We start from the raw sequence: 21363 nt of genomic DNA on the forward strand, positions 1-21363 counted from the left end.
GGTCCCCATCTTTACCGGTCTCTCGGGTCGAGTGCGTCGCGCAGGCCGTCGCCGACGAAGTTCAAGGCAAACAGCGTCGAGACGAGGAAGAAGGCGGGAAACAGCAGCAGCCAGTTGGCGGTGCCGATGTTCTTGGCGCCGACCGAGATCAGCACGCCCCAGCTGGTCATCGGCTCCTGCACGCCGAGGCCGAGGAACGACAGAAAGCTCTCCAGGATGATGACCTGCGGCACCAGCAGCGTCATGTAGATCACCACCGGACCGAGCAGATTGGGGATGACATGGCGCAGCAGGATGCCGCGCTGGCCGACGCCCATGGCTTCCGCCGCCTGGACATATTCCTGGCGGCGGATCGATAGCGCCTGGCCGCGCACGATGCGCGCCATGTCGAGCCATAGCACTGCCCCGACCGCCAGGAACATCAGCACGAAGTTGCGGCCGAAGAACACCACCAGCATGATGACGAAGAAGATGAACGGCAAGGAGTAGAGCACATCGACGATGCGCATCATCACCTCGTCGATCTTGCCGCCGGAGAAACCCGCGGCGGCGCCGTAGATGACGCCAATCACCACCGCGACGACACCGGCAAGCAGGCCGATGGCCAGCGAGATGCGCCCGGCCATCAGCGTGCGCGACAGCAGATCGCGGCCGGTGTTGTCGGTGCCGAACAGAAAATATTGCTGCTTGACCGACGCGCTCATCGTTGCTTCGAGGCCGTCGGCGGACTTGTCGACGATCTTGGTGTCATCAAAGGCGTCGGATCGGTCGAGGTAGCGGATATTGCGGTCATCGATCGGCTTGGTCGACTTGACCGTGACGAAGACCTGATCGCCCTCCTGGTGCCATTCCTTGATATCGACCCGCATGCGCTTGATCGCATCATTGAGCGCGGACTCGATCATGTCGGGCTTCGGATAGGCCGTCAGGCTTGGCGGCATGCGCACATAGTCGGCATAGATGGTCGTGTACTGATGCGGCACGAACCAGGGGCCAAACACGCTGACGAGCCCGATCAAAGCGAGGTAGTAGAGGCTGAACATGGCGGCGCGGTTGGCCTTGAGGCGCGCCCAGGCATCGCCCCACAGCGAGCGGCCGACAATAGCGGGAGCAGTGGCTGCGATGTCAGTCATAGCGAACCCTCGGGTCGACGACCGCGTACATGACGTCGACGATCAGGTTGAAGACGATGGTGAAGATGGCGATCACCACCACCGTCCCCATCACCAGCGTGTAGTCACGGTTGAGTGCCGCATCGACGAAATAGCGGCCGACGCCGGGAATGGAGAAGATCGTCTCGACGATAACGGAGCCGGTCAAAAGGGCCGCCGCCGCCGGGCCGGTGAACGAAACGATCGGCAGGATGGCGCCACGCAAGGCGTGCTTGACCACCACAGACCAATCGGAAAGGCCGAGCGCACGGGCCGTGCGTATGTGATGGGAGCGCAACGATTCGATCATCGAGCCGCGCATCAGGCGGGCGACGATGGCGATCTGCGGCAAGGCAAGCGTCAGCACCGGGCCGACCTTGTTGATGAAGGCGCCGTCGCCCCAGCCGCCGATCGGCAGAAGCTTCCAGGTCAGCCCGAAAAGCAGCTGGATCACCGGCGCGATGACGAAGGTGGGGATGGTGCTGCCGGCCGTCGCCAGCGCAATCACCGTATAGTCGCCAAGCTTGTTCTGGTTGAGCGCGGCAATGGTGCCGAGCACGGAACCGAGCAGCAGCGCCAGGATCAGCGCCGAGGCGCCGAGCTGGACGGAAATGGGCAGGCCCTTGGCAAACAGTTCGGTGACGGTGAAATCCGGCATGTTGTAGCTCGGACCGAAATTGCCGCGCAGCAGATTGCCGAGATAGTGGACATATTGCAGCCAGAGCGGATCGTTGAGGCCGAACTGGGCCTCAAGGTTGGCCTTGATCTCGGGGCTCAGCCCCCGCTCCTGGTTGAATGGCCCGCCTGGCGCGACGCGCATCAGGAAGAACGCCATCGTCACGATGACGAACAGCGTCGGTATGGCGGTTAAAAGCCGCCGGAATACGTATCGCAGCATCGGTGCCCCACTTGATCCGGAACACGCCTGTCCGATTGGACCATTGTGCTCCAGCCTTCAAATCTTCGCACCGGATTTTCCGAAAATCGATTGCGCTTCCCGGCCGATGCGATGGCAAACCAGCACCGCCGCGCACGAAGTGCGCGGCGGCTTGGCCAGGGATCAATCCTTGCTGACGAAACGCGACGGATGGACATCCATCACATTGTCGACGAAGCCATGCAGCTTCGAGGACACGATGTCGTGGTAGCTGTAGTAGAGCAGCGGGATCTGGCCGACGTCGTCGACGAGAATGCGCTCGGCCTCGGAGAGCTCCTTCATGCGCTCCTCTGGCTTGCCGCCGGCGGCGGCTGCCTTGTCCATGGCCGCTTCGTAGGCCGGGCTGTTGTAGTTCGAGTAGTTGTTGCCGCTCGCCTTGCGCGAGATGCCAAGGAAGGTTTCCGGGTCCTTGTAGTCGGCGATCCAGGCGGCACGCGCCACGTCATAGTCACCCTTCTGCTCAAGGAAGGAATAGTGGGTCTTGGTGTCGGTGTTGAGCAGCGTGACGTCGACGCCGAGCGGCTTCAGCTGCTCCTGGATGGCCACAGCGGTGTTCTTGTGGTTCTCCGAGGTGTTGTAGCGGATTTCCATCTTCAGCGGATGCTCGGGCGTATAGCCAAGCTTCTCGAGGATCTTCTTGGCGGCGTCCTCACGGTCGATCTGCGGCATGTCGGCGTATTTGGCCATTGCCGGCGTGTAGCCCTCGATGCCGGGAGGCACCATCGAATAGCCGGGCAGCATCGAGTTCTGCCAGACCTTTTCGGCGATGAAGTCGCGGTCGATCGCCATCGAGATGGCGTTGCGCAGTTCAGGATTGTTCCATGGCGCCTTATCGGTCTTGATCGCGTAATAATAGGTGCCGAGATACGGGCCGACATGGATCTGGGCGCCGAACTTGGTCTTGAGGTCGGCGAGCTGTTCGGTCGGCAGGTCGTCATAGCTGTCGAGTTCGCCGGCCTCTAAGCGCTTCATCGCCGATGAGCGGTCTTCGGTCGGGATGTAGTTGACCACGTCGAACTTGACGGTCGCGGCGTCCCAGAATTTCGGATTCTTGACCAGCTTCATGTGGTCGTTGGGAACCCATTCGGCCAGCGTATAGGCGCCGTTCGAGACGAGGTTGCCGGGCTTGATCCAGTCCGCGCCGAGCTTCTCGATCGAAGCCTTGCTGACCGGATAGGTCGCCTGATGGGTCAGCATCTCCAGGAAATAGGGGGTGGGCGCCTTCAGCGTCACCTCGAGGGTGTTGGCGTCGACCGCCTTGACGCCCATGTCCTCGGGCTTGCCTTTCTTGGTGTTGACGTCCTCGGCGCCCTTCACCGGATACAGCATCGAGGCGTATTCGGCGCCGGTCGCCGGGTCCTCCAGCCGATGGAAGGCGTAGACGAAGTCGTCCGCCGTCACCGGGCTGCCGTCCGACCACATGCCGTCCTTGCGCAGCTTGAAGGTGTAGACGGTGCCGTCATCCGATACCGTCCAGCTTTCGGCGGCACCCGGAATGAGGTTTGCCTTCTCGTCCTGCATGACCAGTCCCTGGAACAGGTCGCGCAGCACATTGGCTTCATAGACCGTCGAGGTCTTGTGCGGGTCGACCGATTCCGATTCAGCCGCGGTGCCCCGGTTGTAGACACTCTCGGCGAACGCCGGCGAGTAGAATGCGCCGGCGGCTACCGCCATGGTGGTGGCGAATACCGTCGCCTTCAGCATGTTTTTCAGCATGAAGTTCTCCCTGTCGGCGCTGCCGTGGGCGCGCCTTTAAGTGTTGACGCCCCGGAACCGATGCCTGGTTCCTTCGAGCGCGCCGCCGGTTCCCTCCGGCAGCTGGTGGCAGGAGACTAGACAGGAGGTAAGCTCTTTTCAACCGAGTACTGATTGACCCTAAGTCAATCCCTAGAATCGAAGAAGCAACTGCTAATTTAGAGCGGCGTTTTCAATCGCAGGCATCCTCAGGTTGTACCCTGAGTTTTCGCTTTCTGCATGCGAACTTTGGCATGCTGGTATCATGGTTCAGAACCTCATTTCCAGGCTCCGAAGGCGCGCGTTCCGAACAGACAATTCGGGAACTTCAGCGGTCGAGTTCGCTCTGCTATCGCCGATCTTTATCCTTCTTCTACTCGGGATGGTTGCGTACGGTATCTATTTTGGCGCCGCCAGCTCGGTCCAGCAGATCGCGGCGGATGCCGCCCGGACGGCCATAGCCGGGTTGAACCAGACCGAACGGCAGACGCTCGTCGCCGCCTTCCTCACCAACAATGCCGGCGGTTACCCCTTCGTGGACGCCAGCAAACTGACCTACCAGGCCAATGACAGCGTGGCCGACGGCAGCCAGTTCGTGGTGTCGATCTCCTACGATGCGCGCAACCTGCCGATCTGGAATCTCTTCCCGGGCATCGCCTTGCCGGCGACCACCATCAAGCGTCAGTCAACGATCAGGGTCGGGGGTATTTGAATGCTGCAGCGTGCGGGCAAGGGCATCGGCCGGCTTGCACGGTCGATGGTGGGGGACAGGAAGGCCAATTTCGCCGTCATGACCGCGCTGAGCGCGCCGGTCGCGCTGGCGCTGGCCGCGGTGGCCATCGATGAAGCATCCATCTACACCGAGCGCCGGCAAGCCCAGGCGATGGTCGACCTGGCGGCGATCACCGCCGCCTCGAACATCAACAATGTCAACACGGCGGTCGTCACCACGCTTACCGACAACGGCATGCCGGGAGTCGTCGTTCAAGCCTCGGGCCAGACCATTGCCCCGGCTGTCGGAAAGACGGTGGTGACGGTCACGCAAGGCCGATATGCCTCATCGACCACCAATGTCACCCAGCGCTTCCAGCCGGGCGTGACGCCCTACAATGCGGTGCGTGTGACGCTGGCGAAAATCCCCGCCCGCTATTTCGCGAGTTCGCTCATCCCCACTCCGGTCATCGGCACCCAGGCCACGGCCAGCATGACGCCGCAGGCGACATTCTCGGTGGGGTCGAGACTGCTCAGCGTCAATGGCGGCATCCTCAATGCTCTGCTGAGCGGGCTGCTGGGCGGCAATATCTCGCTCAGTGTCATGGACTATAACGGGCTGATCTCGGCCGATGTCAGCGTGCTGTCCTTCATCAGTGCCCTCGCCACACAATTGAACATCACGGCCGGCACCTATTCGGACGTGCTGGCCTCGAAAGCGACCGTCGGTCAGATCGCCACCGCCATGGCCAACGTCCCTGGCCTCGGCAACACGGCCAAGGTCGCCCTGCAGACCATCGCCTCCAAGTCGACCAGCACGGTCAAGATCCCGCTTAGCAGCCTTGTCGATCTCGGTTCCGTCGGCAGCCTGGGGCTCGGGCAACAGCCTTCCGGCCTCGGCGTCGACGCAAGCGCCATGGGAATGCTGACCGCCGCCGCCGTGCTCGCCAACGGCACCAACCAGGCTGCGGTCGATCTCGGCGCCACCATTCCGGGACTGCTCTCGACCAAGCTCAACATCGCCATCGGGCAGCCGGCGCAATCCTCGCCCTGGCTGGCGGTCGATGGCATCGGCACTGTCGTGCGGACTGCCCAGACGCGCATCAAACTGACGGCCTCCGTCGGTGTCGGCACGCCCGGCCTCGGTGGTGGCATCAGCCTGCTCGCCGTCAATCTGCCGCTCAATGTCGAAGTCGCCTATGCCGAAGCCAAGCTGACCGACATCACCTGCCCGACAGGGCCTTCCAGCATAAGCGTTTCCATCGCCGCACGCCCGGGTGTTGCCCAGCTGAATCTGGCCAACAGCAACAATCCCTCCGGCTTCGCCGATTTCAGCCAGCCGCAGACGTTCACCGATGCGGACATCGCCGATGTGAGCCTGCATCTGCTGCTGCTCAACATCCCGCTGATCCAGGTGATGGGGTCGGCCGCGACCGCTATCACCAACAACAGCCCGCAGACCTTGACCTTCAACGCGACCGACATCGCCAACAAGACGGTGAAAACCGTTTCGACGCGCAACATCTCGCAGTCGCTCACCACATCGCTGGTCAACAACCTGTCGCTTTCGGTCGGTGTGCTTGGTCTCGGTATCGATCTCACCGCCCTGCTCGGAACGGTCAAACCCGCGGTGGTGACGCTGCTCAACGGTGTAACGGCGCCCGTCGACGACTTGCTCTACAATGTGCTGTCGGCCCTGGGTGTCGGTGTTGGCCAGGCCGATGTGCGTGTCACCGGAGCGACCTGCGGACGGGCTGTGCTCGTTCAGTAAGTTCTGTGGCCAGGCGGTTGCCTGGCCGAGGCGCGGTCGAACCGCCAGTCATTCGACCCGGCCAAGGAAGCAACCGAGAGCCGGCAGCGAGAGCGCTTCTTCCCCGACAGCGACGGTGCCACCCAAGACAGCAGCAACCGCTCCGACATCCCTTGGCAACGGCCAATCCACCGGCTCTCCGGCGAAATTGAAGACGCAGAGCAGTCTCCGCCCGCCGCCTTCGCGGATGAAGGCGAGCACGTCGCCTTCGGCGTCGAGAAAGCGGATCGAACCGCTGACCAGTGCTGGATGGCGCCTGCGCAAGTCGAGCGTCGACCGGTAGGCGGACAGCACCGATTGGTCGTTGCCGTTCTGGACATCGGCGGCGCGGGCGCGATGGCTGGCCGGGACCGGCAGCCACGGCTTGCCCGTCGAGAAACCCGCATTGTCGGCGCCGGCCTCCCAGACCATCGGGGTGCGGCAGCCATCCCTGCCCTTCACGCCGGGCCAGAAGCGGATGCCGACGGGGTCGCGCAGATCCTCATAGGCAAGCTCCGCCTCCTCCAGGCCAAGCTCCTCGCCCTGATAGAGGCAGATCGAGCCGCGCAGGCAGGCGAGCAACATGATCGAGAATCTGGCCACCGCGTCGGCATCGCCGTCAGGCCCTGTCCAGCGGCTGACATGGCGCACCACGTCGTGATTGGAAAACGCCCAGCAGACCCAGCCGTCGGCAACCGCATTTTCGAAGGCCTCGACGCAGCCGCGCACATGCGCCGCCGAAAACTGCGGACCGAGCAGATCGAAAGTGTAGCACATCTGCAGCTTGTCACCGCCGGCGGTGTAGGCGGCCAGCGTCCGCAGCGAGCGGCCCTCATCGCCGATTTCGCCGACGGCCGCGCGACCCTCATACTCATCCAGCAATGCCCGGAAACGCTGGAGAAAATTCAGGTTTTCCGGCTGCGTCTTGTCGAACAGATGCTCCTGGTAGAGGTAGGTGTTGGTCTCGCCATTGGTGCCGGCGACGCTCGACGCCAGAGGCGGATTGCTGCGCAGCCAGCGGTCGTGGACATAGTAGTTGACCGTATCGAGCCGGAAACCGTCGACGCCACGCTCCAGCCAGAAGCGCACCGTGTCCAGCAGGGCGTCCTGGACTTCCGGATTGTGAAAATTCAGGTCGGGCTGCGAGGCGAGGAAATTGTGCATGTAATATTGCCGGCGGGTCGAATCCCACTCCCAGGCCGGCCCACCGAAGACGGACAGCCAGTTGTTGGGCGCGTTGCCGTCGGGTTTCGTATCGGCCCAGACGTACCAGTCGGCCTTGGGATTGTCGCGGCTGGTCCGGCTCTCGATGAACCATTCGTGCTTGTCGGATGAGTGCGACAGGACTTGGTCGATGATGACCTTGAGGTCCAGCCGATGCGCCTCGGCGACCAAAGCATCAAAGTCCTCCAGCGTGCCGAACATCGGATCGACGGCGCGATAATCCGACACGTCGTAGCCCATGTCGGCCATCGGCGACTTGAAGAAGGGCGACAGCCAGACGGCGTCGACGCCGAGCGAGGCGATATGGGCAAGCCGCGTGGTGATACCCCTGAGATCGCCGCTACCGTCGCCGGTCGTGTCCTGGAAGGAACGGGGATAGACCTGATAAATGACGCAGCCGCGCCACCATTCGGCCCCCTGCCCCGCATTGTCGTCGGCCATCACGAACCCTTCCCGGCGCGGCCTTTTGCGGCCTGGCGCGAACTATTTTTTCGCATCGGATTGCCCGAAAGCCGGTTGCGACTTTTCGGTCCGATGCTCTGCCATGAAATGGACGCTGCGGCCCGGCAGCGGCCGCGCAAGGTCGATCGCCTGCGTTTCGATCGCCGGCTGCCATCGGAAGCGTTCCCGCTCCGGCAAGGTGAAGACGCATTGGCGACGATCGCCGTTGATGATGACGGCAAGGCGGCCGCCGCCAGCATCGCCCAATAGCATGACGAGGCGATGTCGGGCGGGGTCGTTCCAGTCCGCCTCGGCAAGCGGCATGCCGGTCTCGGCCAACCAGGCGACGTCGGGGATGCCATCGGCCGGTTCTCCCGTGAGGAAATGCGTGTCGGCCAAGGCCGGAATGGTGCGGCGAAGCATGCCGAGCGCCGATGCGTAGCGCTCCAGCGCCTGGTCGCGGCCGGCCCAGTCGAGCCAGGTGATGGCATTGTCCTGCGCATAGGCGTTGTTGTTGCCCCGCTGGGTGCGGCCGAATTCGTCGCCAGCGGTCAGCATGATGGTGCCACGCGAGGCGAACAGCGTGGCAAGCAGCGCGCATTGATCGTCGAAGCGCGCCTTGATGATCGCCGCATTGTCCGTCTCGCCCTCGGCGCCATTGTTCCAGGACAGGTTCTCATTGTGGCCATCGCGGTTCTGCTCGCCATTGGCCGCGTTGTGCTTGCGCTCATAGGCGACGATGTCGGCCAGCGTCATGCCGTCATGGGCGGCGATGAAATTGACCGTGCGGCTGGCAGGTTGGCTATCCCTGCCGAACACATCGGACGACCCTGCGAGCCGCGTCGCCAGCGCGCCGACCGCGCCGGCATCGCCGCGCCAGAAGCGCCTGACATCGTCACGGTAGCGATCGTTCCATTCGAGGTATTGTGGCCGGAAATTGCCGAGCTGATAACCGTCGGGACCGATGTCCCAGGGTTCGGCGACCAGCACGCGATCGGCAAGGACGGGATCGCCGGCAATCGCCTCGAGCAAGGGCGCCGAGGGATCGAACGTGCCGTCGACGCGGCCCAGCACCGGCGCCAGGTCGAAGCGAAAACCGTCGACGCCGGCATGGCGGACGAAGTGGCGAAGCGTGTCGAGCACCATGTCGCGCACCACCGGATGATCGCAGGCGACGGTGTTGCCGGTGCCGGTGTCGTTGGCCAACCGACCGTCGGGCTGGTGCCGATAGTAGGCCCGATTGTCGAGCCCGCGCAGCGACAGCGTCGGCCCCAGCCGATCGCTTTCACCCGTGTGATTGAAGACGAGATCGAGGATGGTGCCGATGCCGGCCTCGCGCAGCGCCGCGACCGTATCGCGCAACTCCTTGAGGCCGCCCGGCGCGAGCCGCGGATCGAGCGCCATGAAGGTGACGGGGTTGTAGCCCCAGGCGTTGCTCAGGCCCAGCGGCGGCAGGTGCCGCTCGTCGATTGACGCAGTGATCGGCATCAGTTCGACGGCGGACACGCCGAGGCGCTTCAAATGCTCGATGATGGCGGGATGGGCAAGTGCCGCAATCGTGCCGCGCTGCGCTTCCGGCACATCCGGGTGCATCCTGGTGAAGGATCGGACGTTGAGCTCATATATCAGGCCGCCGGGCTTAAAGACGGGTGGCAGTGGCGTGACCGGTTCCGGCATTGCGACCACGATCGATTTCGGCATGATCGGCGCGGTGTCGGCGCCTTCGTTGCGTTTGGCGGCCAGTCGCCAGTGGTAATGATATGGCCGGTCGATTTCGATCGCGTATGGATCGATGAGCAGTTTGGCGGGATCGAACCACAGGCCTTTGTCGGGGTCATAAGGACCGTCGACGCGAAACCCGTAGCGGGCACCAGCTTTGAGATTCGGCACGAACGCGGCAAAAACAGTCAAATCTCGGGCAGGCTTCAGCGGTGTTTGGGCAAGCTCTATTCGTTGCGTTTCTACCGACCCGGTCGAGTCAAACAAGGAAACCCAGCCACGAGACGCGTTGTTGGACGCGAAGGCGAAGAACACGCCCTTGCCTAACAAGTTGGCGTGAGGATAGGCGCCCATTCCGGAATGATTTGAGGCAGCCATAGGTTGCGTTATGTCAAGTAATCACGCTCGGCTTGTTGCGGCCGGTGTGGCTCTTGATACCGGCAATGTCGTCGGCGGCGGCGATGAGGTCGGCAAGGGCTGCCTGGGTGTCGAGATCGTGCCTGGCCTTGTCCGGCTCGTAGCGCTCGATATAGACGCGCAGCGTAGCACCCGACGTGCCGGTGCCGGAGAGCCGGAAGACGACGCGCGAGCCGCCTTCGAACAGGATCCTGATGCCCTGGTGCTCGCTGGTCGAACCATCGACCGGGTCGTGATAGGCGAAATCGTCGGCCTTGGCGATCTTCAGGCCGCGCACGCTGGTGCCGGGCAGCGAACCGAGCTTGGCCCTGAGTTCGTCGACCAGCGCATTGGCGCGGTCGCTCTCGACCTCCTCATAGTCATGACGCGAATAGTAGTTGCGCCCATAGGCCGCCCAGTGCTCGGTGACCACCTGCTTGCAGCTTTCCCCGCGCGCCGCGAGGATGTTAAGCCACAACAGCACCGCCCACAGGCCGTCCTTTTCGCGCACATGGTTGGAACCGGTCCCGGCGCTCTCCTCGCCGCAGATCGTCGCCATGCCGGCATCGAGAAGATTGCCGAAGAACTTCCAGCCGGTCGGCGTCTCGTAGATGCCGATGCCGAGTTTTTCGGCGACGCGGTCGGCCGCACCACTGGTCGGCATCGAACGGGCGATGCCCTTCAGCCCGGCCTTGTAGCCGGGCGCCAGGCGGGCATTGGCGGCAAGCATCGCCACCGAATCCGACGGGGTGACGAAAATGCCCTTGCCGATGATCAGATTGCGGTCGCCATCGCCATCGGAAGCGGCGCCAAAATCCGGCGCGTCCGGTCCCATCATCTCGTCATAGAGATGCTTGGCGTGCACCAGGTTCGGATCGGGATGATGGCCGCCGAAATCCGGCAGCGGCTTGAAGTTACGGCAGGTGCCGCTGGGTGCGCCAAGCCGGTTTTCGAGAATCTCCTTGGCATAGGGACCGGTCACCGCATGCATGGCGTCGAAGCGCATGCGGAACCCCGATTTGAACAGTTTGCGCAGCGCGTCGAAATCGAACAGGCTTTCCATCAGCTCGGCATAGTCGGCGACCGGATCGATGATCTCGACAGTCATGCCGGCGGCCTTCACCGTACCGATCGTATCGATGTCGATCGGATCGATGTCTGAGGTCTTGAAGCTCGAAATCGCCTTGGTCTTGGCGAAGATGGCGTCGGTCAGCTTTTCCGGCGCCGGGCCGCCATTGCCGGCATTGTACTTGATACCGAAATCCTCATGCGGGCCGCCGGGATTGTGGCTGGCCGACAGGATGATGCCGCCGAAGGTCTTGTATTTGCGGATGACATGCGAGGCGGCCGGCGTCGACAATATGCCGCCCTGCCCGACCATGACCTTGCCGAAGCCGTTGGCGGCGGCCATGGCGATGGCCTTCTGGATGACCTCGCGGTTGTAGAAGCGGCCGTCGCCGCCGATCACCAGCGTCTTGCCCTGGAAGCCGTCGAGCGCGTCGAAGATCGACTGGATGAAGTTCTCGGCATAGTGCTCCTGCTGGAACACGGGCACCTTCTTGCGCAGGCCAGACGTGCCGGGCTTCTGGTCTGAATAGGGCTTGGTGGGGACGGTCCGTATCATGCTTCAGGCAACCCTTTTCGAAAGCAGCAGGCGATAGAGTTCAAGATATTTTTCCGCGCTCTTGTCCCATGACACATCGGCCTTCATGCCCTGGCGCTGGATGGTCTCGAAGGAAGCGGGATCGGCGTAGGCATCGGCCAGGCGGCGTATGGCGTGCAGCATCGCGCCGCCATTGTTGGGAGCGAACTGGAACCCTGTCGCGACGCCGGCCGCCATCGCCGCTTCGTTGGCGTCGATGATGGTGTCGGCGAGGCCGCCGGTGCGCGCAACCACCGGCACGCAGCCATAGCGCAGGCCGTAAAGCTGCGTCAGTCCGCAGGGTTCGAAGCGTGACGGGATGATGATGGCGTCGCAGCCGCCCTGCATGGTGTGCGACAGCCCCTCATCATAGCCGATGACCACGCCGATGCGGCCACGGTGGCGTGCGGCCGCGGCAAGCAGTGCGCCTTCGAGGCCGGCATCGCCCGAGCCCAGTATGGCCAGCCGCGCGCCGGTCGCGACGATGCCGTCGATGACCGTCGCCAAAATGTCCATGCCCTTCTGCCAGGTCAGCCGGCTGATGACGCAGACGATCGGGGCGTCATCGCGGTCGAGGCCGAAACGCTCCTCAACGGCTGCCCTGTTCGGCGCCCGCGCCTTGAGCGTGGCGGCCGTATAGTTCGACACCAGGAGCTTGTCCGTCTCCGGATCCCAGATGGCGGTGTCGATGCCGTTGACGATGCCGTAGAGGTCGCTGGAGCGCATGTTGATCAGGCCGTCGAGGCCCATGCCGAATTCCGGCGAGCGGATCTCCTGCGCATAGGTGGGGCTCACCGTGGTGATCGCCCAGGCGGCCTGCAGACCGGCCTTGAGGAAGCCGACGCCGCCGTAATATTCGACGCCGTCGAGCGCCATCGCCACCGCCGGCAGGCCGAGCTCGCCGAAGATGCCGGCGCCAAACTGGCCCTGGAAGGCGAGATTGTGGACGGTCATCATCGACGGCGTGCCGACCGCCTTGCCGTAGCGCATATAGGCCAGCGTCATCGCCGACTGCCAGTCATGGGCATGGACGATGTCGGGCAGGTAGCCCGAGATGGCACCGCCTGCGATATCGGCGCCGGCCTGGCTCAGCGCCGCGAAGCGCCGCCAATTGTCCGGCCAGTCCGCGCCCGAAGCATTGCCGTAGGGACCGCCGGGACGGTCGAACAGATGCGGCGCGTCGAGCACGAACAGGTCAAGCCCGGCGATCTGCACGGCATGGATCGAAGCCTTGCCGCCCTGCAGCAGCGGATATTGGTAGACAGCCTTCTTTTTCTTGAAGGCGTCCATCACCACGGGAAAGCCTGGAATGAGCGTGCGCATGGTCACGCCCTTGGCCGCGAGCGCGACGGGCAGCGCACCGGTCACGTCGGCAAGCCCGCCGGTCTTGATCAGCGGGAATATCTCGGGCGTGACCGACAGAACCTGCATGCGTCTATCCCGATCCTGTCCAATTCTTCGTTTCCAGGCAACTCCCGGACGGAAAACCGTTTCGCACTTTTCCTGGAACTGCTCTAGAGCCCGAGTTTGTTGATCATGTCCTGCGTGATCAGGCAGATGCCTTTCTCCGAAACGCGGAAGCGCTTGGCGTCGAGAGCGGGATCCTCGCCTACGACCAGCCCCTCCGGTATCCTTACACCGTGGTCGATGACGACGCGCTTCAACTTTGCGTTCCGGCCGACATGAACGTCGGGCAGCATGACAACCTCTTCCAGCGTCGAATAGGAATTGATGCGCGCGCCGGTGAAGATCAGGCTCTTCTTCAGCGAAGCGCCGGAGACGATGCAATCGCCCGAGACCAGGGAAGAAACGGCTGAGCCGCGCCGGCCATCCTCATCATGGACGAACTTTGCCGGCGGCTTCAACTCGGCATAGGTCCAGATCGGCCAGTCGCGGTCGTAGAGGTCGAGCTCGGGCGTGATGTCGGTCAGGTCGATATTGGCTTCCCAATAGGCGTCGACCGTTCCGACATCGCGCCAGTAGGCCTCATTCTCGGCGGTCGAGCGCACGCAGGACTTGGTGAAGCGGTGCGCGATCGCCTTACCGTGCTGGACGATATAGGGGATGATGTCCTTGCCGAAGTCGCGGCTGGAGCCGGGCTCGGCGGCGTCGCGGCGCAACTGCTCCATCAGGAACTTGGTCTTGAAGACGTAGATACCCATCGAGGCCAAGGCGAAGTCCGGGTTGCCCGGAATGCCGGGCGGATCGGCGGGCTTTTCGACGAAGGCGATGATGTTGTCCTTGGCATCGACATGCATGACGCCGAAGCCGGTGGCTTCCATGCGCGGCACTTCGAGGCAGCCGACGGTGACGTCGGCATTGGCGTCGACATGCTGACGCAGCATCATCTCGTAGTCCATCTTGTAGATGTGGTCGCCGGCGAGGATGACCATGTATTCGGGGCCATAGGCCTCGATGATGTCGATGTTCTGGTAGACGGCGTCGGCCGTGCCTTCATACCATTGCGTTTCCGAGACGCGCTGGCTGGCCGGCAGGATGTCGAAGCTCTCGTTTCGTTCCGGCCGCAGGAAGTTCCAGCCGCGCTGCAGGTGGCGGATCAGCGAATGCGCCTTGTATTGCGTGGCGACGCCGAGGCGGCGAATGCCGGAGTTGAGCGCGTTGGAGAGCGCGAAGTCGATGATGCGCGTCTTACCGCCRAAATAGACCGCCGGCTTGGCGCGGCGGTCGGTCAGTTCCTTGAGGCGGCTGCCACGGCCGCCGGCCAGTACATAGGCCATGGCATCGCGCGCCAGCGGCTGGGTCCGTTTCAAGTCTGCCATTTCTACCCTCCCAAGTTACTCAAGTCTCGCCCTGTTCGTCGACCTCGGCAACGAGTTCGAGCATGATCGTCGACAGCGGCGGCAAAAGCATCGTTGCCGAGATGCTCTTGCCTTCCGCCCTTGCCTCGACCATGCCGCCATTGCCCATGCCGGAGCCGCCATATTCGGATGCGTCGGTGTTGATGATCTCGCGCCACTTGCCGGCCTTCGGCAGCGGCACGCGATAATTGTCGCGCGGCACCGGCGTGAAATTGGAGATGACAGCCACCGGGCTGCCGCCCGGCGCGTTGCGCACCCAGGCGAAAACCGAATTCTGGCTGTCGTCGACGATCAGCCAGGAAAACCCTTCCGGCTCGCAGTCGCGGCCATGCAGCGCCGGGCGCGAACGATAGAGATAGTTGAGATCGCGCACCGTCTGCCAGACACCGCGATGCGGTCGGAAATCGAGCAGGTTCCAGTCGAGCGCGCGCGCCTCACTCCATTCGCGGCGCTGCGCGAATTCCTGCCCCATGAACAGGAGCTTCTTGCCGGGATAGCCCCACATGAAGCCGTAATAGGCCCGCAAGGTCGCGAACTTTTGCCAGTCGTCGCCGGCCATCTTGCCTAGCAGCGTGCCTTTGCCGTGCACGACCTCGTCATGCGAGAGCGGCAGCACGAAATTCTCTGAGAAGGCGTAGGTCAGCCCAAAGGTCAGGTCGTTGTGATGGTGCTTGCGGAAAATCGGCTCCTTGGCAAAATACTCCAGCGTGTCGTGCATGAAGCCCATGTTCCACTTGAAGCCGAAGCCGAGCCCGCCTTCATGCACCGGCGCCGAGACCTTCGGCCATGAGGTCGATTCCTCGGCGATGGTCATGACGCCCGGATGGTGACCGTAGACTTCCTTGTTCATTTTCTGCAGGAAAGAGACCGCCTCGAGGTTCTCGCGGCCGCCCTTCTCATTGGGAATCCACTCGCCGGCCTTGCGCGAATAGTCGAGGTAGAGCATCGAGGCGACCGCATCGACGCGCAAACCGTCGACATGGTATTTTTCGGCCCAGAACAGCGCGTTGTTGACCAGGAACGACACCACCTCGCGGCGGCCAAAATTGTAGATCGCGGTGTTCCAGTCGGGATGAAAACCCTTGCGCGGATCGGCATGTTCGTAGAGCGCGGTGCCGTCGAAATGGGCCAGGCCATGCGCGTCGACCGGGAAATGCGCCGGCACCCAATCGAGGATGACGCCGACGCCGGCGCGGTGCGCGCCATCGACGAAACGGGCAAACCCGTCGGGATCGCCGAAGCGGGCCGAGGGCGCATAAAGGCCGGTCGTCTGATAGCCCCAGGACGGGTCATAGGGATGCTCGGAGATCGGCATGAACTCGATGTGGGTGAAGCCGGTCTCGACGACGTAGGGGATCAGCCGGTCGGCCATTTCGTCCCATGACAGGAAGGTACCGTCGTCGCGAAGCTGCCAGGACCCGGCGTGGACTTCGTAGATGGAGATCGCTTCGCGGCGGTGATCGGCATTGCGCCAGAAATTGCGGTGCGCTTCGTCGCCCCATTCATGCGCCGGCGGCACGGCAACGACCGAAGCCGTGGCCGGGCGGAGTTCGGATTTGAACGCAAACGGATCGGCCTTCAGCGGCAGCCTGACGCCATCGGGCCCGATGATCTCGTATTTGTAGGGCCGCCCGGCACCGATGTCGGGCACGAACAGCTCCCAGATGCCGGTGTCGCGGCGATCGCGCATCGTGTGGCGGCGGCCATCCCAGTCGTTGAAATCACCGACCACCGAGACGCGCCGCGCATTGGGAGCCCAGACGGCGAAATGCACGCCGGTGGCGCCCTCATGATCGATGACATGCGCGCCAATCTTGTCGAACAGCCTGAGGTGCGACCCCTCGGCGATATAGTAGTCGTCCATCGGCCCGAGCACCGGACCGAACGAATAGGGATCGGTCAGCCACCAGTCGCCGCCGGCGTTCCTGGCGTGATAGCGCAGCGGCTGGCGCTTCTTGATCGACAATTTGCCTTCGAAGAAGCCCGCGTCGTCCCGCCTCGACAACGCGCCGGCCTCGAGGCCCGTCAGCGTATAGGCGGTGACAGTCTCGGCATGCGGAACGAAGCAGCGGGCAAACAGGCCTTTGCCGACCTCATGGACACCAAGGATCGCGAACGGATCTCCGTGCGTACCGGCGACAATTGCCGCAACATCGCTGGCTGGCGCCAGTCCGTCCGGCCCGCTTGTCGCAGCGGTCGCGCGCGGCTTCCTCATCAGGCAGTGTCCCTCCCAGGGCACCAGGTGTCTATTTCTGGCTATGCGGGTTGGCATTCAACCCACGTCACCGGGACCACATTGTTCGTGGCCTCATGCAATCACATCAGGCAGGCACGTTCCAGATTTCTTTCGCGTATTGACGGATGGTGCGGTCGGACGAGAACCAGCCGACGCGCGCGACATTGCGGATTGCCCTGGCATACCAGTCCGGGCTGTTGCGCCAGACAGCGTCTACATCGCGCTGGGCGGCGGCGTAGGTGTCGAAATCGGCGGCGACCATGAACCAGTCGCTGTCATAGAGGCCGTTGATCAGGTCGCGGTAGCGATTGGGATCGTCGGGCGAGAAGACACCCGAGGAAACCGCCGCGACCGCCTGCGCCAGTTCGGAAGAGCCCTCGATCACGGCCCGGGGGTTGTAGCCATTGTTGCGCCGCTCGGCGACCTCGGCCGTGGTCAGGCCGAAGATGAAGATGTTGTCGTCGCCGACGCATTCCTTGATCTCGACATTGGCGCCGTCGAGTGTGCCGATTGTCAGCGCGCCGTTGAGCGCGAACTTCATGTTGCCCGTGCCCGACGCTTCCATGCCGGCGGTTGAGATCTGCTCGGACAGGTCGGCGGCGGGCATCAGCACCTCGGCCAGGCTGACATTGTAGTTCGGCACGAACACCACCTTCAGCAGGCCGCGCACCGCCGGATCGCGGTTGATGACCTTGGCGACGTCATTGGCGAGTTTGATGATCAGCTTGGCGTTGTGGTAGCTGGGCGCCGCCTTGCCGCCGAAGAATTTCACGCGCGGCATCCAGTCACGTTCGGGGTGCGAGCGGATCTGATCGTAGAGTGCGATCGCCTCAAGGATGTTGAGGAGCTGGCGCTTGTATTCGTGGATGCGCTTGACCTGGATGTCGAACAGCGCCGACGGGTCGACCTTGATGYCGAGCCGGTCGGCGACGAGATTGGCCAGCCGCGCCTTGTTCTGGCGCTTGACGCCGGCGAACTTCTCCCGGAACGCACTGTCGTCGGCAAAGTTGTCGAGCCCTTTGATGGCGTCGATGTCATCGAGAAAACGATCGCCGATCGCCTCGCGGGCGAGCGAGGTCAGCCCGGGATTGCACTGGATCAGCCAGCGCCGCGGCGTGATGCCGTTGGTCTTGTTGTTGATGCGATCGGGATAGAGCTTGTGCAGGTCGGCGAACACCGTTTCCTTCATCAGTTCGGTGTGCAGCGCCGACACACCATTGATCGAGTGCGAGCCGACAAAGGCCAGATTGCCCATGCGCACGCGGCGGTCGCCATTTTCCTGGATCAACGAAATGCGGCTGATCTGCTCGCCCGAGAACTGGTCGGTGGCGCGCGCCTCCAGCAGCACCTGAGCATTGATGGCGTAGACGATCTGCATATGGCGCGGCAGAAGCCGCTCGAACAGCGGCACCGGCCAGCTTTCCAGCGCCTCGGGAAGAAGCGTGTGGTTGGTGTAGCCGAAGGTGCGCTTGGTGATGCTCCAGGCGAGGTCGAAGTCCATGCCGTGGACATCCATCAACAGCCGCATCAGCTCCGGCACGGCGATCGCCGGGTGGGTGTCGTTGAGGTGGATTGCCGCCTTGTCGGGCAGCGACTTCAGGTCGCCATACTGGCTGAGGTGACGCTGCACGATGTCCTGCAGCGATGCGGTCGAGAAGAAGTACTCCTGCCGCAGCCTGAGCTCCTGCCCGGCCATGTGGGAATCGGCGGGGTAAAGCACGCGCGACAACGCGTCCGCCTTGTTGCTTTCGGCGAGCGCGCCGATGTGGTCACCGGCATTGAACTTGTCGAGCAGGATCGGATCGACCGGCATGCCAGACCACAGCCGCAGCGTGTTGACGCGGTTGCCCCGCCAGCCAACGACAGGCGTGTCGTAGGCGACAGCCAGGACATGTTCGGTCGGCTTCCAGACGTGGCGCTCGAGCCGACCGTCCTTTGACGTGATGGACTCCACCGAGCCGCCGAAGCCGACTTCGAAGGAGCGCTCGCGCCGTTCGAACTCCCAGGGGTTGCCGTGATCGAGCCAGGTTTCGGGCAGTTCGACCTGCCAGCCGTCATGGATCTCCTGGCGGAACATGCCGTTGGCGTAGCGGATGCCATAGCCATGTGCCGGAATGTCGACGGTCGCCATGCTTTCCATGAAGCAGGCTGCGAGCCGGCCAAGGCCGCCATTGCCGAGCGCGGCATCGGGTTCGAGCGCGGCGATCAGATCGAGGTCGACGCCGAGCGACGACAGCGCCTCGCGCATATTGTCCATCAGGCCGAGATTGGAGAAGGCGTCGCGCATCAGGCGGCCGATGAGGAACTCCAGCGACAGGTAGTAGACGCGCTTTTCCTGCTGGTCATAGGCCTCCTTGGTCGCCTGCATCCAGCGGTCGACGATGCGGTCGCGCACGACCTTGATCGAGGCGGTCAGCCAGTCGTACTGGGTCGCAACGGTTGTGTCCTTGCCGACCCGGTATTTGAGGGCCACCAAGACTTCCCTTGCGAGTGTCTTCGGATCAGGATTTTCGAGCAGTGGCGGAAGGGTTTCGGATGTCATTGCGCGCGTCATGCTGCCTCTCGTGCGGTTGCAACGATCATACCGGCTTTCACCATTCATCCCAGCCTATGTTACTGCATTGCAGCATATATTCAATCGATTTAGATGAACGTGCTCCGGCTTACCCTGCGGCAATTTGACAATCAGGCGGCGAGCGCCGCCTCAGGAGGCGCCTTGGCGCCGGTCATGAAGGCGACGGCATCGGACATCGTATACTGCTTGGGATCGATGACTGCGAGGCGACGGCCGAGGCGATGGATGTGAACGCGGTCGGCCACCTCGAAGACATGCGGCATGTTGTGCGAGATCAGCACGATCGGCAGGCCGCGTTTTTTCACGTCGAGGATCAGTTCGAGCACACGGCGGCTCTCCTTGACGCCAAGGGCCGCAGTCGGCTCGTCCATGATCACCACGCGGCTGCCGAAGGCCGCGGCGCGCGCCACCGCCACGCCCTGGCGCTGGCCGCCCGAGAGCGTTTCCACCGCCTGGCCGATGTTCTGGATGGTCATCAGGCCGAGTTCGGTGAGCTTGTCGCGGGCGCGCTTTTCCATGGCCGGGCGGTCAAGCATGCGCAGCCACTGGCCGAGGAAACCGGGTTTGCGGATCTCGCGGCCGAGGAACATGTTGTCGGCGATCGACAGGGCCGGCGAAAGCGCGAGGTTCTGGTAGACGGTTTCGATACCGGCTTCGCGGGCTTCCATCGGCGACTTGAAGGCAACGGTCTTGCCTTCAAGCCGGATTTCGCCCTCGTCGGGCACGACAGCGCCTGAAATCGCCTTGATGAGCGACGACTTGCCGGCGCCATTGTCGCCGATCACGGCAAGGATTTCGCCGGGATAGAGGTCGAAGTCGGCATTGTCGAGCGCGGTGACGCGGCCGTAGCGCTTGACCAGGCCACGCGCGGTGAGGATTGGCTCCTGGGTCATGCCGAAACCTTTCTGATCCATTGGTCGACCGCCACGGCGCCGATGATCAGCACGCCGGTAAGCAACACTTTCCATTGCGGGTCGGCGCCCAGCATGTTGAGACCCATGGAGACGACGCCGACGATCATCGCGCCGAACAGCGTGCCCAGGATCGAGCCGCGCCCGCCGAAGAGGGAAATACCGCCGATCACCGTCGCGGTGATGGCTTGCAGATTGTAGTCGGTGACGGCCGCCGACGGCGAGATCGACCCGTTGCGGCCGATGGAGACCCAGGCGGCGAAAGCGGCGATCAGCCCGGCAAGCGTGTAGACCGTCACCAGCACCTTTTTGGTCTGGATGCCCGACAGTTTGGCCGCCTCCTGGTCGTCGCCGACGGCGTAGACATGGCGGCCCCAGGCGGTGTGGTTGAGCACGTACCAAAGCAGCAGCACCAGCGCGACCATGGCGATGACGCCGAGCGTCAGCACCGCGGTGCCGACCTTGAAGCTCAGGGCGAACAGATGCAGCAGCGGCGCCTGGGTGTCTACGTCGGTGTCGCGGATCGTTTCATTGGCCGAATAGATGAAGTTCGTGGCCATGACGATGTTCCAGGTGCCCAGCGTCACGATGAAAGGCGGCAGCTTCATGTAGGCGACCAGCAGCCCGTTGAGCAGCCCGCAGGCAGCACCGGCGGCTAGCCCGAGCGCCACGGCAACCACGCTCGGCAAGCCGTAACTGACGGCGCAATTGCCCATGATCACGGCTGAAATGACCATGATGACGCCGATCGACAAGTCGATGCCGGCGGTCAGGATGACAAGTGTCTGCGCAGCACCCAGAATGCCGACGATGGCGATCTGCTGCAGGATCAGCGTCAGCGTGTAGGACGAGAAGAACCGCCCGCCAATGGTGATGCCGAAGATGATGATCGACAGGACCAGCACGATCAGCGGCACCGCCGCCGGCGTCGAATGCAGGAAGTGCTGGACGCGCCTGACTGCCGATTTGTGTTCGTCGAACGCGGCAACGCTGGTGTCGCTGCCCGAGAGAACCTTCTCGAATTCCTGAGCTTGAGCCATGTTTCCTCCCCGTGAGGTGTCAGCCTAGCGCCGACGCC

General features: G+C 63.2%; 14 protein-coding genes. 2 read left to right on the top strand and 12 right to left on the bottom strand.

Features of this window, described 5'->3' with window-relative positions; genetic code table 11:
• Positions 1–11 precede the first annotated feature (11 nt).
• The 3 genes from AC1DPX_RS31525 to AC1DPX_RS31535 all read right to left on the bottom strand — a co-directional run bounded on the left by AC1DPX_RS31525 (position 12) and on the right by AC1DPX_RS31535 (position 3804).
• The gene (locus AC1DPX_RS31525) at positions 12–1133 is read right to left on the bottom strand and encodes an ABC transporter permease (RefSeq protein ID WP_477241670.1); all 1122 of its coding nucleotides are present in this window, start codon (positions 1131–1133) and stop codon (positions 12–14) included.
• Positions 1126–2049, bottom strand: a complete 924-nt coding sequence (locus tag AC1DPX_RS31530; protein WP_019857069.1) for an ABC transporter permease subunit — start codon at positions 2047–2049, stop codon at positions 1126–1128. Before AC1DPX_RS31530 ends, AC1DPX_RS31525 begins: the two co-directional genes overlap by 8 nt.
• Positions 2050–2211: 162 nt before the next feature.
• Positions 2212–3804, bottom strand: a complete 1593-nt coding sequence (locus tag AC1DPX_RS31535) for a peptide ABC transporter substrate-binding protein (protein ID WP_477241672.1) — start codon at positions 3802–3804, stop codon at positions 2212–2214.
• A 283-nt stretch (positions 3805–4087) separates the two neighbouring features.
• On the opposite strand from AC1DPX_RS31535, the gene AC1DPX_RS31540 reads away from it, so the two are divergent.
• Together AC1DPX_RS31540 and AC1DPX_RS31545 are read left to right on the top strand one after the other, a co-directional pair.
• A complete protein-coding gene (locus AC1DPX_RS31540) occupies positions 4088–4534 on the top strand; it encodes a TadE/TadG family type IV pilus assembly protein (protein WP_202355223.1) in 447 nt (148 codons plus the stop codon).
• The gene (locus AC1DPX_RS31545) at positions 4535–6304 is read left to right on the top strand and encodes a hypothetical protein (protein WP_477241674.1); all 1770 of its coding nucleotides are present in this window, start codon (positions 4535–4537) and stop codon (positions 6302–6304) included. It begins immediately after the preceding gene.
• A 48-nt stretch (positions 6305–6352) separates the two neighbouring features.
• Here the strand turns inward: AC1DPX_RS31545 and bglA are convergent, their stop codons facing one another.
• The 9 genes from bglA to AC1DPX_RS31590 form a co-directional block, all read right to left on the bottom strand.
• Positions 6353–7987, bottom strand: a complete 1635-nt coding sequence (bglA, locus tag AC1DPX_RS31550; RefSeq protein WP_477241676.1) for a beta-galactosidase BglA — start codon at positions 7985–7987, stop codon at positions 6353–6355.
• A gap of 42 nt (positions 7988–8029) precedes the next feature.
• Positions 8030–10084, bottom strand: coding sequence for a glycogen debranching protein GlgX (gene glgX / locus AC1DPX_RS31555; RefSeq protein ID WP_477241678.1), 2055 nt, complete (start codon positions 10082–10084; stop codon positions 8030–8032).
• 13 nt (positions 10085–10097) lie between these two features.
• The gene (locus AC1DPX_RS31560) at positions 10098–11726 is read right to left on the bottom strand and encodes an alpha-D-glucose phosphate-specific phosphoglucomutase (protein WP_477241680.1); all 1629 of its coding nucleotides are present in this window, start codon (positions 11724–11726) and stop codon (positions 10098–10100) included.
• 3 nt (positions 11727–11729) lie between these two features.
• Positions 11730–13175 carry a glycogen synthase GlgA gene (gene glgA / locus AC1DPX_RS31565; protein WP_477241682.1) on the bottom strand — a complete coding sequence of 482 codons (1446 nt, stop codon included), beginning with the start codon at positions 13173–13175 and terminating at the stop codon, positions 11730–11732.
• Positions 13176–13258: 83 nt separating this feature from the next.
• Positions 13259–14524, bottom strand: coding sequence for a glucose-1-phosphate adenylyltransferase (gene glgC, locus AC1DPX_RS31570; protein WP_202355229.1), 1266 nt, complete (start codon positions 14522–14524; stop codon positions 13259–13261).
• Between the two features lie 19 nt (positions 14525–14543).
• On the bottom strand, positions 14544–16778 hold the full coding sequence (gene glgB, locus AC1DPX_RS31575; RefSeq protein WP_477241684.1) for a 1,4-alpha-glucan branching protein GlgB: 2235 nt from the start codon (positions 16776–16778) through the stop codon (positions 14544–14546).
• Between the two features lie 106 nt (positions 16779–16884).
• Complete coding sequence (locus AC1DPX_RS31580; RefSeq protein WP_477241686.1) at positions 16885–19353, bottom strand: glycogen/starch/alpha-glucan phosphorylase; 2469 nt, start codon at positions 19351–19353, stop codon at positions 16885–16887.
• 131 nt (positions 19354–19484) lie between these two features.
• Positions 19485–20267: an ATP-binding cassette domain-containing protein gene (locus tag AC1DPX_RS31585; RefSeq protein WP_056563740.1), complete on the bottom strand. Its 783-nt coding sequence runs from the start codon at positions 20265–20267 to the stop codon at positions 19485–19487.
• Positions 20264–21325, bottom strand: a complete 1062-nt coding sequence (locus tag AC1DPX_RS31590; RefSeq protein ID WP_019857056.1) for an ABC transporter permease — start codon at positions 21323–21325, stop codon at positions 20264–20266. The genes AC1DPX_RS31585 and AC1DPX_RS31590 overlap by 4 nt, the downstream gene beginning before the upstream one ends.
• Positions 21326–21363 lie beyond the last annotated feature (38 nt).

Source organism: Mesorhizobium sp. 01N446 (assembly GCF_056399285.1).